This is a genomic window from Accumulibacter sp., assembly GCF_023806625.1.
GTDB lineage: Bacteria > Pseudomonadota > Gammaproteobacteria > Burkholderiales > Rhodocyclaceae > Accumulibacter.
In genome coordinates, this window is the sequence record NZ_JAMTDX010000030.1 from 1 (window position 1) to 13,681 (window position 13,681).

Sequence of the window (13,681 nt, forward strand, 5' to 3'; positions counted from 1 at the left end):
CCAGTTTGCCCTTGCTGTGCTGGTTGTCGATGCGTTTCTGGCCACCACCCAGACACGCCGCCGCGCGCTTTTCCGCAAGCTGGCGAATGATGTCATGCATAGGTTCAACTCCCTGTCGGTCGGGTCAATCAGAACTGCTTGAAAAAGTCGGAGCCTTGGCTGCGTTACCCCGAAGTCAGTGCTTGAGAAAGGCCAGCAGCCGTGCGGCTGCCGCGCCCGGCGTGGTGCGGCCTTCGGCGACGTCACGTGAGAGGTCGGGCAGCGTTGAACGCACCAGAGCGTGCGAGCGAAACTGCTGGCGCAGTCCCGAGTCGATCAGATTCCACATCCAGTCGACGGCCTGGCGGCGGCGCTTTTCCGCGAACTCGCCGCTCGCCGTCATCGTTGCCCGATAGCGTTCGATCTCTGTCCAGAATTCGCCGATGCCGCGCTTGGTCAGTGCGCTGATCGTCAGCACGGGTGGACGCCAGTTCGGGCTGCTGCTGCGCAACATGGTCAACGCGGCGCGCATCTGGTTTCGCGCAAACGCCGCTGCGCGCTCGTCGATGTCTGCCTTGTTGAAAACGACGAGATCGGCGATCTCGACGATTCCCTTCTTGATCGCCTGGAGGTCGTCACCGGCGTTGGGCAACTGGAGGAGCACGAAGACATCGACCATCCCGGCGACCGTCGTTTCCGACTGGCCGACGCCGACGGTCTCGACGATGATTACGTCGAATCCAGCCGCCTCGCAGACGAGCATCGCCTCGCGGGTCTTGTCGGCCACCCCGCCCAGCGACCCTGCTGACGGGCTCGGGCGAATGAACGCTTCGTCGCGCTGGCAGAGATGCTCCATGCGCGTCTTGTCGCCGAGGATCGAACCTCCGGACACCGACGAAGACGGGTCGACGGCGAGAACGGCGACGTGCCTTCCGCTTTCGATCAGGTGCAGGCCGAGCGCCTCGATGAACGTCGACTTGCCGGCACCCGGAGCGCCCGAGATGCCGACGCGAATCGTCCGCCCGGTGTGCGGAAGCAGCGCGCCGAGCACCTGGCGCGCACGGTGCTGGTGGTCGCCGCGCGTCGACTCGACGAGCGTGATCGTCTTGGCCAGCGCCCTTCGCTGGCCGGCGAGAACCCCGTCGACGAGATGCTGGTCGGCACCCGACAGGCTACCCGCCGAGTCGCTGGTCATGTCCATGGCCTGCGGTCGTGGCCGGCGATCAGGCGGCAGCGTGCGCGGAGCGTGCCTTGCGAATCTCGTTGAGTACGGTCAGCGCCGAATCCTCGATCCGCGTTCCCGGACCGAATATCGCCTTCGCCCCCGCCTTGTACAGGAAGTCGTAGTCCTGCGCCGGGATGACTCCGCCGGCGAAGACGATGATGTCGTCGGCTCCTCGCGCCTTGAGCGCCTCGACCAGCGCCGGCAGCAGCGTCTTGTGCCCGGCGGCGAGCGAAGAGACGCCGATGGCATGGACATCGTTCTCGATCGCCAGACGAGCCGCTTCCTCGGGCGTCTGGAAAAGCGGGCCGACGTCGATGTCGAAACCGAGGTCGGCGAAGGCGGTGGCGACGACCTTGGCGCCACGGTCGTGTCCGTCCTGACCGAGCTTGGCGATCATGATTCGCGGCCGCCGGCCTTCCTCGTCGCTGAACCGGTTGACATCCGCCTTGAGCTGCTCCCAGCTCGACATGCCCTCGACGACCGCGGCGTAGACGCCGGACACCGTCTGCTGCGTCGCGCGGAAGCGGCCGAAGACCTTCTCGAGCGCATCCGACACTTCGCCAACCGTCGCCCGCAGGCGGATCGCCTGGACCGACAGATCGAGCAGGTTGCCTGAGCCCGTTTCGGCGCAGCGCGTCAGGTCGTCGAGTGCCGCTTTCACCTTGTCGCCGTCGCGGCTTGCGCGGACCGACCGGATGCGCGCGATCTGCGCTTCGCGAACCGCGTTGTTGTCGATGTCGAGAATGTCGATCGTGTCTTCCTTGGCCAGCTTGTACTTGTTGACGCCGACGATGACGTCCTTGCCGGAATCGATCCTCGCCTGTTTGTCGGCTGCGCAGCCCTCGATCTTCATTTTTGCCCAGCCCGATTCGACGGCATGGGTCATGCCACCCATGGCCTCGACCTCTTCGATGATCTTCCACGCTTCATCGGCGAGGTCCTGGGTCAGGCGCTCCATCATGTACGAGCCGGCCCAGGGGTCGATCACGTTGGTGATGTGGGTTTCTTCCTGGATGATCAGCTGCGTGTTGCGGGCGATTCGCGCCGAGAACTCGGTCGGCAGGGCGATGGCCTCGTCGAGTGCATTGGTGTGCAGCGACTGGGTACCACCGAAGACCGCGGCCATCGCCTCGATCGCCGTGCGCACGACGTTGTTGTACGGATCCTGTTCGGTCAGCGACCATCCGGAGGTCTGGCAGTGCGTGCGCAGCATCATCGACTTCGGGTTCTTCGGCGAGAACTCCTGCATGATCTTCCACCACAGCAGGCGGGCGGCACGCAGCTTGGCCACTTCGAGGTAGAAGTTCATGCCGATCGCGAAAAAGAACGAGAGGCGGCCGGCAAAATCGTCGACATCGAGCCCTGAAGCCAGTGCCGTCTTGACGTACTCACGGCCGTCGGCGAGCGTGAAGGCGAGTTCGAGCGCCTGCGTCGCTCCCGCTTCCTGCATGTGGTAGCCGGAGATCGAGATCGAGTTGAACTTCGGCATGTTCGCCGCCGTGTAACCGATGATGTCGGCGATGATCCGCATCGACGGCTGCGGCGGGTAGATGTAGGTGTTGCGGACCATGAACTCCTTGAGGATGTCGTTCTGGATCGTTCCGGAGAGCTTGTTCTGCGGCACGCCCTGCTCCTCGGCGGCGACGATGTAGCCGGCGAGGACCGGCAGCACTGCGCCGTTCATGGTCATCGAGACGGAAATCTTGTCGAGCGGAATGCCGTCGAAGAGGATCTTCATGTCCTCGACCGAATCGATCGCCACACCGGCCTTGCCGACGTCGCCGGTGACCCGCGGATGGTCCGAGTCGTACCCACGGTGCGTCGCCAGGTCGAAGGCGACCGAGACGCCCTGACCGCCGGCGGCCAGCGCCTTGCGGTAGAACGCGTTGGACTCCTCGGCAGTGGAGAAGCCGGCGTACTGGCGAATCGTCCACGGACGCACGGCGTACATCGTCGCCTGCGGGCCGCGCAAGAAAGGCGGCAGACCGGGCAGCGTGTCGGTGTAAGGCAGGCCCTCGACGTCCTTCCGGGTATACAGGGGTCTGACGACGATCCCCTCGGGGGTCACCCAGTTGAGTGCCTCGACGTTGCCGCCAGGCGCAGACTTGGCGGCTGCCTTTTTCCAGAGATCGAGACTTGCGGAGTCGGGTGTTGCGGGAACGTTCGCGTTTGACATGACGGAACCTTTCGAGAAATCTGTGGATTGGGCGGTGCTTCCGCCTTGTGGCGCAGTGGCTCTGCTGCGCGCGGGGCGGCTGGTCCGGACCTTGTCGATCTTCCGCTTGACACCCCGCCCAGCCAATAATACTGTATCCATAATTACGAAAGCAAGGTCCGCAGAGACCGGGAACCGAATCGCCAGAAGGACCAATGGCTCCGAGCCGCATCGCCCAGACCGCGCTCTACCAGGAAGTCGCCGAGAGACTGCGACAGCGGATCTTCGCCCACGAACTGCCGCCCGGAACGCGCATCGACGAGCAGTTGCTGACCGTCGATTACGGGATCAGCCGGACGCCGCTGCGCGAGGCGCTGAAAGTGCTCGCTGCCGAGGGCCTGGTCACCCTGCGGCCACGGCGCGGCTGTTTCGTGACCGAGATCTCCGATCGCGATCTCGACGAGATCTTCCCGCTGATGGCCATGCTCGAAGGCCGCTGCGCCTTCGAGGCGACGAAGAATGCAAGGCCGGACCAGATCGCGCGCCTCGAAACCATCCACCGTCAACTCCAGCGCTGCGCGGCGAGCAACCAGATCGAACGCTTCTTCGAGACCAACCAGGAGTTCCACCAGCGGATCCACGAGATGTCCGGCAACCGCTGGCTCAGCCAGGTGACTCAGGATTTGCGCAAGGTCCTCAAGCTGACCCGCTTGTTCTCGCTGAGCATCGACGGGCGGCTGCAGCAGTCGCTGGCCGAACATACGGCGATCCTCGATGCGATCAGGGCGGGTGACGCGGGCCGCGCGCAAATGATGATGCATGATCACATTCTCTCCGGGCGGCAGGCGCTCGGCAGAAGCCATGAACAGCCCGAAAAGGTCGCATGACTGGACGCATCCTCTGTGCTCGTGACGCAGCGGTCGCCACGGTCACTCTGGCTAACCCGGCGAAGCTCAACGCGATCGATTCCGCGATGTGGCGGAGCCTGGCCACGGTAGTCGCCGACCTCTCGGGTGACGCCACGGTACGCTGTGTGGTTCTGCGCGGCGAGGGCGCCCAGGCCTTTGCAGCCGGTGGCGACATCGAGGAGTTCCCGACCGTTCGCGATACGCTCGACCGGGCGATGGCCTATCATGTCCAGGCGGGTGCCGCGTTGCGGGCGATCTTCGATTGCCGTCACCCGACGGTCGCACTGATCGAAGGCGCGTGCATCGGCGGCGGGCTGGAGATCGCCGCCCAGTGCGACCTGCGCATCTGCGGTCAATCATCGCGTTTCGGTGTGCCGGTCGGCAGGCTGGGTTTCCCGATGTATCCTGGTGAAATGGAGGCGTTGCTGCACCTCGTCGGGCCGTCGACGGTGCTCGAGATCCTGCTCGAGGGACGGATTCTCGACGCGCAGGAAGCGCTGACCAAGGGACTGGTCACCCGGGTCGTCGAGGATCCGGCGGTGGCCGACGAAGCGTACGCTTGCGCCAAGCGCATCTGTGCCGGGGCGCCGCTCGTCGCCAGCTGGCACAAACAATGGGTTCGGCGGCTTCAGCACGATGTCCCGCTGACCGAAGACGAGTTGCGCGCTTCCTTTGCCTTCCTCGAGACCGAGGATTACCGCGAAGGTCTCCGTGCGTTCATCGAGAAGAGGAAGCCGCAGTTCGTCGGGCGCTGATCCGCGGCCTCACAGGCTGTGGATGAATCCACTGTGCGGCCAGTCTGCGCCGTTGCTCACTCGCTCTGCCAACGGCCGGCTGTGCGCAGCAGGCCGTTGGCAGAGCGCAGCATGCCGCGCGAAACCCCGCCTTCGCTCTCGCCTATCCATCTGATGGGTCTCGTGGTTCGCTTCAGCAGAGGAAGGAAGGGACACTCCCCTTCCCTGGCGCCTGGCCTATCGGCCTGCTCGCGACGATTTCCTGACAACCTCTCAGCCGCCTGAGAGACCCCAGAGCATCTTCGCCGCAAGACTGATCAGCACGGCCGCGAACAGGCGTTTGAGGGTCGCCACCGGCAAACGGTGGGCGAGACGGGCGCCGACCGGGGCCATCAGCATGCTCGACGGGACCAGCCAGAGAAATGCCGGCAGGTGGATATAGCCGAGGCTCCACTCGGGAAGCCCGGGGTGCGACCAGCCGTTGAACAGGTAACCGAGCGAGCCGCCGAGGGCGATCGGAAAGCCGATCGCTGCGGAGGTGGCGATCGCGTTGCGCACGCGGACGTTGCACCAGACGAGGAAGGGGACGCTCAACGATCCGCCACCGATGGCGACGAGTGACGACAGGGCGCCGATCAACGTTCCGACCGCGAAAACCCCGGGCGGCCCCGGCAGTTCGCGTGCGGCTCCGGGTTTCAGATCGAGCACCATCTGCACGGCAACGGCACAGACGAAACAGGTGAAGAAGACGGCCAGTGGCCGCGACGGCACGCCGGCGGCGACCAGCGTACCGAGCAGCGTGCCGATCAGGATTCCCGGGGTGATCTGGGCGACCACCTTCCACAGGACTGCGCCGTGGCGGTGATGCGCCAGCAGGCTGGCCAGCGAAGTGAACAGGATGACCGACATCGACGTGCCGAGCGCGAGATGCATGACCTCGTTTTGCGGGAAATCCGGCTGCGCGGCGAACATCATGGTCAGCGCCGGGACCATGACCAAGCCGCCGCCGATCCCGAGCATGCCGGCAAAAAAGCCGGTGAACAGTCCCAAGGCCACGTAGGCCAACCACCAGACCAAGTCGGACTCCTGACCAGATCAGCCGAAGATAGCCGCGATCATCGCATCAATCGGCGGGCGATGGTTGGCCGGCAACGCGCCTCGCGCTGCTCGCCCCTGCCGCTTTAGCGGCCGAGGATCTCGGCGAGCGTCCGGTCCACGCCGACTCGCCAGTCCGGCAGGACGAGACTGAATGACTCGCGGAGCCTCGTCGTATCCAGGCGCGAGTTCAGCGGCCGGCGGGCGGGAGTCGGGAAGGCGCTGCTCGGCACGGGCCTGATCGCGTCCGCGGTGACCCGAACCGCCTGTCCGGCCTGTCGCGCCCGCTCGATGACGTGAAGCGCGTAGGCGTGCCAGCTCGTCGCACCGCTGGCGACCAGGTGATACAGTCCCGCGAGCTCGGGCCGCTCGCGGGCGCGGCAGATGACGTGCACCGTGACGTCGGCGAGCAGTTCGGCGCCGGTCGGTGCTCCGACCTGATCGGCGACGATCCGCAACTCGTCGCGCTCGCTGGCCAGCCGGAGCATCGTGCGCACGAAATTGTTGCCGCGGGCGGCATGGACCCAGCTGGTCCGGAAGATCAGATGCCGGGCGCACTCGCCGGCGATGGCCTGTTCGCCGGCGAGCTTCGACTGGCCGTAGACCGAAAGCGGCGCTGTCGGGTCACCCTCCCGCCAGGGTCGCTCGCCGCTGCCGTCGAAAACGTAGTCCGTCGAGTAATGCACCAGCCAGGCGCCGAGTCGCCGCGCCTCCTCGGCGAGCACGCCGGGAGCCCGGGCGTTGAGCGTCATCGCCAGATCGGGCTCGTTTTCCGCTCTGTCCACCGCCGTATGCGCGGCAGCATTGACGATGACATCCGGAGAGACCTGCCGGACGCACTGCGCCAGCCCGCGCAGATCGTTGAGGTCGCCACAGAGGCACCCGTCGCCTTCCTGGTCGAGCGCGACGATCTCGCCGAGCGGCGCGAGGCTCCGCTGCAGTTCCCAGCCGACCTGGCCGCGCTTGCCGAAGAGAAGGATCCTCACCTTCCACGCTCCGCGTAGTTCTTCTCGACCCATGCGCGGTAGGCGCCGGTCTGGACGTTGCGGACCCACTGCCGATTATCGAGGTACCAGAGCACCGTCTTGCGCATGCCGCTCTCGAAAGTCTCGGCGGGTCTCCAGCCCAGTTCGCGTTCGATCTTGCGAGCGTCGATCGCGTAGCGGCGATCGTGCCCGGGCCGGTCGGCCACGTAAGTGATCTGCTCGCGGTATGGCTTGCCGTCGCTGCGCGGGCTGAGTTCGTCGAGCAGCGCGCAGACGGTCAGCACGATGTCCAGATTGGGTTTTTCGTTCCAGCCACCAATGTTGTAGGTTTCCCCCGGGCGGCCGGCGTCGAGAACCCGGCGGATAGCGCTGCAGTGATCGCTGACGTAGAGCCAGTCGCGAATCTGCTGGCCGTCGCCGTAGACCGGCAGTGGCTTGTCGGCGAGCGCATTGACGATCATCAACGGGATCAGCTTCTCGGGGAAGTGGTAGGGGCCGTAGTTGTTCGAGCAGTTGGTGGTCAGCACGGGAAGACCGTAGGTGTGATGATACGCGCGGACCAGATGGTCACTCGCTGCCTTGCTCGCCGAATACGGGCTGTTCGGCTGGTAACGATGCGCTTCACTGAATGCGGGATCCTCGCGGCCGAGCGACCCGTAAACCTCGTCGGTGGACACGTGCACGAAGCGGAAGCGCTGCCGCTCCCGCCCCGCAAGATCGCTCCAGTAGCCGCGTGTCGTTTCGAGAAGGTGGAAAGTGCCGACGATGTTCGTCTGGATGAAGTCTTCGGGTCCGTGAATCGAACGATCGACGTGCGACTCGGCTGCGAAATTGACGATCGCCCGCGGTCGGTGCTCGTCGAGCAGCCGGCTGGCCAGTGCGCGATCACCGATGTCGCCGTGGACGAAGACGTACCGGGGATCGTCGGCCAGCGCCTGCAGGTTTTCCAGATTGCCGGCGTAGGTCAGCCTGTCGAGGTTGACGAGTCCCTCGTCGCTCCGGGCAAGCCAGTCGAGAACGAAATTCGAGCCGATGAAGCCGGCGCCGCCGGTGACCAGGATCATGCCATGTGCCTTTCGATGATCGAGAGAGGAGCCGCAAGAGCCGCCCCGCGTTGGCTGGAGAACGCCGCGCGATCGGCGCTCATCGTCCGTAGCTGTCCTCGATACGAACGATGTCGTCCTCGCCGAGATAGCTCCCGGACTGGACTTCAACGATCTCGAGATCGATCTTGCCCGGATTCTCGAGGCGGTGGACGACGCCGAGCGGAATGTAGGTCGATTCGTTTTCGGAAAGGAGCAGCGACTCGTCGCCACGAACGATCCGCGCCGTCCCACGGACGACGACCCAGTGCTCGGCGCGATGGTGGTGCTTCTGCAGACTCAGCGTCGCCCCCGGTTTGACGACGATCCTCTTGACCTGGTAGCGCGGGCCATGAGCGAGGCCTTCGTAGCTGCCCCAGGGGCGGTGCACGATATGTCTGAACTCGGTCTCGCTCCGGGCGCTGCGCTTGAGCTGCTCGACGAGCGTCTTGACCTCCTGTGCCCTCGACCTTTCGGCGACCAGGACCGCGTCGGGAGTGGCGATGACGATCAGGTTGCTGACGCCGATCGTCGCCAGCAGCCGCTCTTCGGAAAAGAGCACGCAGTTGCTCGTCTCGAGCGCCAGGACGTCGCCGCGCTGCGTGTTGCAGTTTTCGTCGGACTGGCCGATGCTGGCCAGTGCGTCCCAGGCGCCGATGTCGCTCCACCCGGCGTCGAGCGGGATGACCACGCCGTGGTCGGTCTTTTCCATGACCGCGTAGTCGATCGAGTTGGCTGGACTGGCCGCGAATGCCTCCGGCTCGAGGCGGAGGAAGTCGAGGTCGCGGCTTGCCCTACTCAGCGCCATGGTCGCGCAATCGTGCATCGCTGGCGCGAAGCGCCTCAGCGTCTCGAGGTAACTGTCGGCACGGAACAGGAACATGCCGCTGTTCCAGAAGTACTCGCGGGCGTCGAGGTAGGCCTGCGCCTTGGCCAAATCGGGTTTCTCGACGAAACGGTCGAGCGCGAAGCCTCCGGCGACCGGTGCCCCGCGGCGGATGTAACCGTAGCCGGTCTCCGGTCGGTCGGGAGTCACGCCGAAGGTGACCAGGGCGCCCTGCTCGGCATGCGGAATCGCCGCTCTGACGGCTTGCTGAAACGCTTCGACGCCTCCGATCACGTGATCCGAGGGCAGGACGAGCAGCAGCGGTGCAGGCTCGGGCTGCTCGCGAATGGCCAGCGCCGCGGCCGACGCCACAGCGGGCGCCGTGTTGCGCGCCGCCGGCTCGAGCAAGATTTCGCATGGCGCGCCGATTTCGAGAAACTGCTCGGCAACCAGGAAGCGGTGGTGTTCGTTGGCCACGGCGATCGCCCTGCCCAGGCCGGCGAGCCCGTCGAGCCGTCGCAAGGTGTTCTGAAGCAGCGAGAAGTCGTCGATCAGGCGCAGGAACTGTTTGGGGTAATGCGTGCGTGAAAGCGGCCACAAGCGCGTCCCGGATCCTCCGCAAAGGATCACCGGGCGGATCGTCGGTGCGTTCATTGACAACTTCTCCAGAGTGGGTCGATTGGCCGGGCGAGACGTGTGACGGGCAACGCCAGGTCGTTCGGGGAGCCGAAGCCGGCTTCTCCTATAATGCGCGTTTCGGTTGCCCTGCCAGACCTGGTGCTTCCCATGGCCACCAACGAACATGATACCGCCGATCAGTTCGCCGGCCGGTGAAGCAGATCACGGATCACCGGTGGCCGGTGCCGACCGCTGCACTGGGCCGTGTCCGCCGTGATATCACGCCTTGTCTACTCGGTGTTCTTCTACCTGGGCATGCCCCTGGTCTGGCTTCGCCTGCTCTGGCGTTCCCGGAGTCAGCCCGGGTACCTCCGCCACTTCGGCGAGCGACACGGCTTCTACCCGTCGCGTCCGGATCGCCCTTTGCTCTGGCTGCACGCGGTTTCGGTCGGCGAGACGCGTGCCGCGACGCCGCTGATCGGAGCGCTGCTCGCCGCGTATCCGCAGCATTCGCTGCTGCTGACCCACATGACCCCGACCGGTCGCGATGCTGGGGCCGAGGTCGCCAGCCGCCATCCCGGACGGATCGTCCAGGCTTACCTGCCATACGACCTCCCGGACGCCTGCGCGCGCTTTCTCGACCACTTTCGGCCGCAGCTTGGCCTGATCATGGAGACGGAAGTCTGGCCCAACGTCGTCGCCGTCGCGCGCCAGCGGAATCTGCCTCTGGCGCTGATCAACGCACGTCTTTCGCCGCGTTCCGCGCGGGGCTATGCTCGTCTGGCGCCGCTGATCAGACCGGCGCTCGGGTCGCTCAGCGCAGTGGCCGCGCAGAGCGAGGCGGACGCCGATCGCCTGCGCCGGGTTGGAGCCGTCCGGATTCGCGTCTGTGGCAACCTCAAGTTCGACGTCCAGCCGGCCGCAGAACTGCTCGACAGGGGAGCCGCCTGGCGGCGGAGTATCGGGCCGCGGCCGGTCTGGGTCGCGGCGAGTACGCGTGAGGGCGAGGAGGCGCTGATTCTCGACGCGCTGGCCGCTAGCGATGTTCCGGGCCTGCTTCTGCTGATCGTTCCTCGCCATCCGCAGCGTTTCGATGAGGTCGCCGCGTTGGTCGCCTCGCGCGGTCTGAAAGCCTGTCGGCGCAGCGCCGGTGAACTACCGGGTCCGGCACACCAGGTCTGGATCGGCGACAGCATGGGCGAAATGGCCGCGTACTATGCGCTCGCCGATCTTGCGCTGATCGGCGGGACCCTTCTGCCGTTCGGCGGGCAGAATCTGATCGAGGCCGCAGCCTGCGGCTGTCCGGTCCTCATCGGACCGCACAGCTTCAACTTCGCTCAGGCGAGCAGTGACGCGCTAGCTTCCGGTGCCGCGCGCCGGGTCACCGATGCCGGCGAAGCCGCAGCCCTCGCCGCGGCCCTGCTTGCCGATCCAGCGCAACTCGCCGCGATGCGCGCCGCCGCAGCGACCTTCAGCGAGCTTCACCGGGGGGCGACCGAGCGCATCCTGGCGCTGGTCGGCGAGCTCATGGAGGCTCGAGCAGGGCGTTGACCCGTTCGAGATCGACCTCGCTGAGCGCCCCTACGGCGGCCTTGAGCTTCAGTTGCGCGAGCAGCGTGTTGAAGCGCGCCCGGGCGAGATCGCGCCGCGTGACGTAGACCTGGTTCTCGGCGTTGAGAACGTCGATATTGATGCGTACGCCGACTTCGTAGCCCAGCCGGTTGGATTCGAGTGAGCTGAGACTCGAGACCAGGGCGGCGTCCAACGCCTTCACTTCGGCGAGACCATTGACCACGCCGAGGTAAGACTGGCGGGCGCCGAGTGCAGCATTGCGCCGGACATTGTCCAGGCTGGCCCGCTCGGCGTCCCGCCTGGCGATTGCCTCACGCGTGCGCGAATTGACGGCACCACCCTGAAAAATCGGGATGTTGAGCTGCACCCCGATCTGTCGGGTCGTCGTGTCGATCTCGCCCAGTCCCATCTGACCAGGCCCGTTGCTCTGGTTGTAGTTGGCCACCAGATCGAGTGTCGGATAATGGCCAGCCCGGCTGATCTCCACCGCCTTGTTCGCCGCCTCCGCTGCCGCCTCCTGCGCCTGGACGACGAAACTGTCGCGTTCAGCCGCCTCGACCCAGGGGTCCATGCCCGCCGGCTGAGGAGGGTCGAGAACAGCTTTCGCTCTGAGGCGGTTGAGTTCTCCAGGATCCTTCCCGATCAGCACGCGCAGACTGTAGCGCTTGACCTCGAGTTCGTTGTCGGCGGCGATTTCCTGTGCCGTGGCGAGGTCGAAACGCGACTGCGACTCGTAGGTGTCGGTGATCGTCGCGGTTCCGACCTCGAAGTTCTTCTTCGCCTGCTCGAGCTGCTGGGCGATCGCGGTCTTGTTGGCCTGTACGGCGCGAAGGTTTTCCTCGGCGACGAGCACATCAAAGTAAGCCTGCGCGACACGCAGGATCAGATCCTGTCCGGCCTGCGCAAAATTTGCCTCGGTCTGCATGACCAGCAGTTTCGACTGGTCGTACTGGACGAAATTCTGCCAGCGGAAAAGCGGTTGCGTGAGATTGACGCCGTACGCGTTGCTGTTGTACCGGCTCTTCGTGGATACCGTGACGTTCGGAACGATGCTGCTGCTCGACCGGCTGTCGAAGCGGCTGTCGTTCCAGTAGCTGTTGCCACTTGCCGAGATTGCCGGCAACAGCCCGGCGAGTGCCTGTGGCTGCTTTTCCCGACCGGCTTCGGCCGTCGATCTTGCGGCGGCGTACTGGGCATCGTAGGTCAGCGCCTCGCGATAGACCTGCAGCAAATCGGAGCCGGAAGCCGTTTTCGCTACGAGGAGGGCGAACAGAAGAGTCGGTAGCGCGCCGGCAGAACGCTTGCGGGGCATCGAGCGCTCCCCCAGTCAATACTTCGGCATCGCCGGATCGACCTCGCGCGCCCAGGCGTCGAGCCCGCCAGTGAGGTCGCAGCTCGAAGTGAAACCGCGGAGTTCGAGAGCGCACGCGGCCTCGAAGCGGCACAGGCGGCGATCGCAGGTCACCACGATGTCATCCTGCGCAGCGACTCCGGTGACCCGTTCGGGGATACTGTGCAGCGGCCCGAGCACCGACCCCGGCAGATGCGCGATGACGAACTCCCAAGGCTCCCGGACGTCGAGCAGGAGCGGCCGGCGCCGTGCCACGACCGCGTGCTCGCCGGATTTCGTGTCGCCCCTGGTCGGCGCTTCGCCCGGCTCGACTGCCGCGATGTGCCGCATCGGCGCGCCAGTCGGCGATCAGAAGACGAAACGCTCACGCTTGCGCGTGATCAGCGGCGGAACGACGGTTTCGAAGAGGTTGATCGTGTTGAAGGCCTGGTCCTCGGAGCGGATGATCAACCGGGCCTCCATCAGTGGTGGCTGGCCGATGAAGGCGCCCAGTCTGCCGCCGGCCTTGAGCTGCCTGAGGAACGCATCGGGGAGTTCGGGCAGGGCCCCCGAAATCAGGATCACGTCATAGGGCGATGGTCCTGACCAGCCTTCCGATGCGTCACCGGTCTCGACGCTGACGTTGGCCACCCCGGCCTGGCGGAGTCGATGGCGCGCAGCGCTGGCCAGAACCGGATTGATCTCGACCGTAAACACGTACTCGGCCTTGCTGGCCAGGAGGGCGGCCATGTAGCCGGTGCCCGTTCCCACTTCGAGAACGATGTCGGTACTCCTGACGCCGAGTTCCTGAAGCATCCGCGCTTCGATCCTGGGCGCGAGCATCGTCTGACCATGACCGATCGGCAGTTCGAGGTCAGCGAAGGCAAGCGCTCTGAGCGCGTCGGGAACGAAATCCTCGCGCCGTACCGCGGCGAGAACGCTCAGGACCTCCGGATCGAGCACTTCCCAAGGACGTATCTGCTGCTCGATCATGTTGAAGCGAGCTTGCTCCATATCCAGCTGTACCGCAGTCATGAGATTCCCCGTCACAACGATGATATTAGAACGGTCTGCCAGTGCCGCGCCAGCTGCGCATTATAGCGCGCAAGCGCGGGCTTCAGAGCGAACGGCCCGGGTCGCGCTGAGCAGGTCAGGGCCGCAAAACGAAACG

Annotated in this window: 12 protein-coding genes; 3 read left to right on the forward strand and 9 right to left on the reverse strand. The window is 65.5% G+C overall.

Annotated elements, in window-relative coordinates:
- Positions 1 to 175 precede the first annotated feature (175 nt).
- A complete protein-coding gene (gene meaB, locus NFW05_RS06185; RefSeq protein ID WP_295303797.1) occupies positions 176 to 1,174 on the reverse strand; it encodes a methylmalonyl Co-A mutase-associated GTPase MeaB in 999 nt (332 codons plus the stop codon).
- A 28-nt stretch (positions 1,175 to 1,202) separates the two neighbouring features.
- The gene (gene scpA / locus NFW05_RS06190; protein ID WP_295303737.1) at positions 1,203 to 3,380 is read right to left on the reverse strand and encodes a methylmalonyl-CoA mutase; all 2,178 of its coding nucleotides are present in this window, start codon (positions 3,378 to 3,380) and stop codon (positions 1,203 to 1,205) included.
- Positions 3,381 to 3,574: 194 nt separating this feature from the next.
- Here scpA and NFW05_RS06195 point away from each other — a divergent pair, with 194 nt between their 5' ends.
- On the forward strand, positions 3,575 to 4,246 hold the full coding sequence (locus tag NFW05_RS06195) for a GntR family transcriptional regulator (RefSeq protein ID WP_295303740.1): 672 nt from the start codon (positions 3,575 to 3,577) through the stop codon (positions 4,244 to 4,246).
- Positions 4,243 to 5,022, forward strand: coding sequence for an enoyl-CoA hydratase-related protein (locus NFW05_RS06200; RefSeq protein ID WP_295303743.1), 780 nt, complete (start codon positions 4,243 to 4,245; stop codon positions 5,020 to 5,022). Before NFW05_RS06195 ends, NFW05_RS06200 begins: the two co-directional genes overlap by 4 nt.
- Positions 5,023 to 5,274: 252 nt before the next feature.
- On the opposite strand, the gene NFW05_RS06205 is transcribed toward NFW05_RS06200, so the two are convergent.
- From NFW05_RS06205 to NFW05_RS06220, 4 genes are all read right to left on the reverse strand, one after another.
- Positions 5,275 to 6,078 (reverse strand): sulfite exporter TauE/SafE family protein, encoded by an 804-nt coding sequence (locus tag NFW05_RS06205; RefSeq protein WP_295303746.1) that lies wholly within the window; start codon positions 6,076 to 6,078, stop codon positions 5,275 to 5,277.
- Between the two features lie 104 nt (positions 6,079 to 6,182).
- Positions 6,183 to 7,082: a dTDP-4-dehydrorhamnose reductase gene (rfbD, locus tag NFW05_RS06210; RefSeq protein WP_295303749.1), complete on the reverse strand. Its 900-nt coding sequence runs from the start codon at positions 7,080 to 7,082 to the stop codon at positions 6,183 to 6,185.
- Entirely contained in the window at positions 7,079 to 8,146 is a 1,068-nt protein-coding gene (gene rfbB, locus NFW05_RS06215) for a dTDP-glucose 4,6-dehydratase (RefSeq protein ID WP_295303752.1), read from the reverse strand. The genes rfbD and rfbB overlap by 4 nt, the downstream gene beginning before the upstream one ends.
- 79 nt (positions 8,147 to 8,225) lie before the next feature.
- A complete protein-coding gene (locus NFW05_RS06220; RefSeq protein WP_295303755.1) occupies positions 8,226 to 9,644 on the reverse strand; it encodes a mannose-1-phosphate guanylyltransferase/mannose-6-phosphate isomerase in 1,419 nt (472 codons plus the stop codon).
- 240 nt (positions 9,645 to 9,884) lie between these two features.
- Between NFW05_RS06220 and waaA the strand changes: the two genes are divergently transcribed.
- On the forward strand, positions 9,885 to 11,159 hold the full coding sequence (gene waaA / locus NFW05_RS06225; protein WP_295303800.1) for a lipid IV(A) 3-deoxy-D-manno-octulosonic acid transferase: 1,275 nt from the start codon (positions 9,885 to 9,887) through the stop codon (positions 11,157 to 11,159).
- On the opposite strand, the gene NFW05_RS06230 is transcribed toward waaA, so the two are convergent.
- The 3 genes from NFW05_RS06230 to NFW05_RS06240 are packed head-to-tail and all read right to left on the reverse strand — an operon-like array spanning position 11,134 to position 13,545.
- Complete coding sequence (locus tag NFW05_RS06230) at positions 11,134 to 12,492, reverse strand: TolC family outer membrane protein (protein ID WP_295303758.1); 1,359 nt, start codon at positions 12,490 to 12,492, stop codon at positions 11,134 to 11,136. The two genes, waaA and NFW05_RS06230, sit on opposite strands and share 26 nt — an antisense overlap.
- Positions 12,493 to 12,507: 15 nt before the next feature.
- Positions 12,508 to 12,861 carry a rhodanese-like domain-containing protein gene (locus tag NFW05_RS06235; protein WP_295303761.1) on the reverse strand — a complete coding sequence of 118 codons (354 nt, stop codon included), beginning with the start codon at positions 12,859 to 12,861 and terminating at the stop codon, positions 12,508 to 12,510.
- A gap of 18 nt (positions 12,862 to 12,879) precedes the next feature.
- A complete protein-coding gene (locus NFW05_RS06240) occupies positions 12,880 to 13,545 on the reverse strand; it encodes a protein-L-isoaspartate O-methyltransferase (protein WP_295303764.1) in 666 nt (221 codons plus the stop codon).
- Between the last annotated feature and the right edge of the window lie 136 nt (positions 13,546 to 13,681).

Excerpts from the sequence above, each read along its gene's own strand:
- rfbB (WP_295303752.1), bottom strand. The coding sequence starts at position 8,146 with ATGATCCTGGTCACCGGCGGCGCCGGCTTCATCGGCTCGAATTTCGTT.
- NFW05_RS06235 (WP_295303761.1), bottom strand. The coding sequence starts at position 12,861 with ATGCGGCACATCGCGGCAGTCGAGCCGGGCGAAGCGCCGACCAGGGGC.
- NFW05_RS06230 (WP_295303758.1), bottom strand. The coding sequence starts at position 12,492 with ATGCCCCGCAAGCGTTCTGCCGGCGCGCTACCGACTCTTCTGTTCGCC.
- NFW05_RS06195 (WP_295303740.1), top strand. The coding sequence starts at position 3,575 with ATGGCTCCGAGCCGCATCGCCCAGACCGCGCTCTACCAGGAAGTCGCC.
- scpA (WP_295303737.1), bottom strand. The coding sequence starts at position 3,380 with ATGTCAAACGCGAACGTTCCCGCAACACCCGACTCCGCAAGTCTCGAT.
- NFW05_RS06200 (WP_295303743.1), top strand. The coding sequence starts at position 4,243 with ATGACTGGACGCATCCTCTGTGCTCGTGACGCAGCGGTCGCCACGGTC.
- meaB (WP_295303797.1), bottom strand. The coding sequence starts at position 1,174 with ATGACCAGCGACTCGGCGGGTAGCCTGTCGGGTGCCGACCAGCATCTC.
- NFW05_RS06220 (WP_295303755.1), bottom strand. The coding sequence starts at position 9,644 with ATGAACGCACCGACGATCCGCCCGGTGATCCTTTGCGGAGGATCCGGG.
- NFW05_RS06240 (WP_295303764.1), bottom strand. The coding sequence starts at position 13,545 with ATGACTGCGGTACAGCTGGATATGGAGCAAGCTCGCTTCAACATGATC.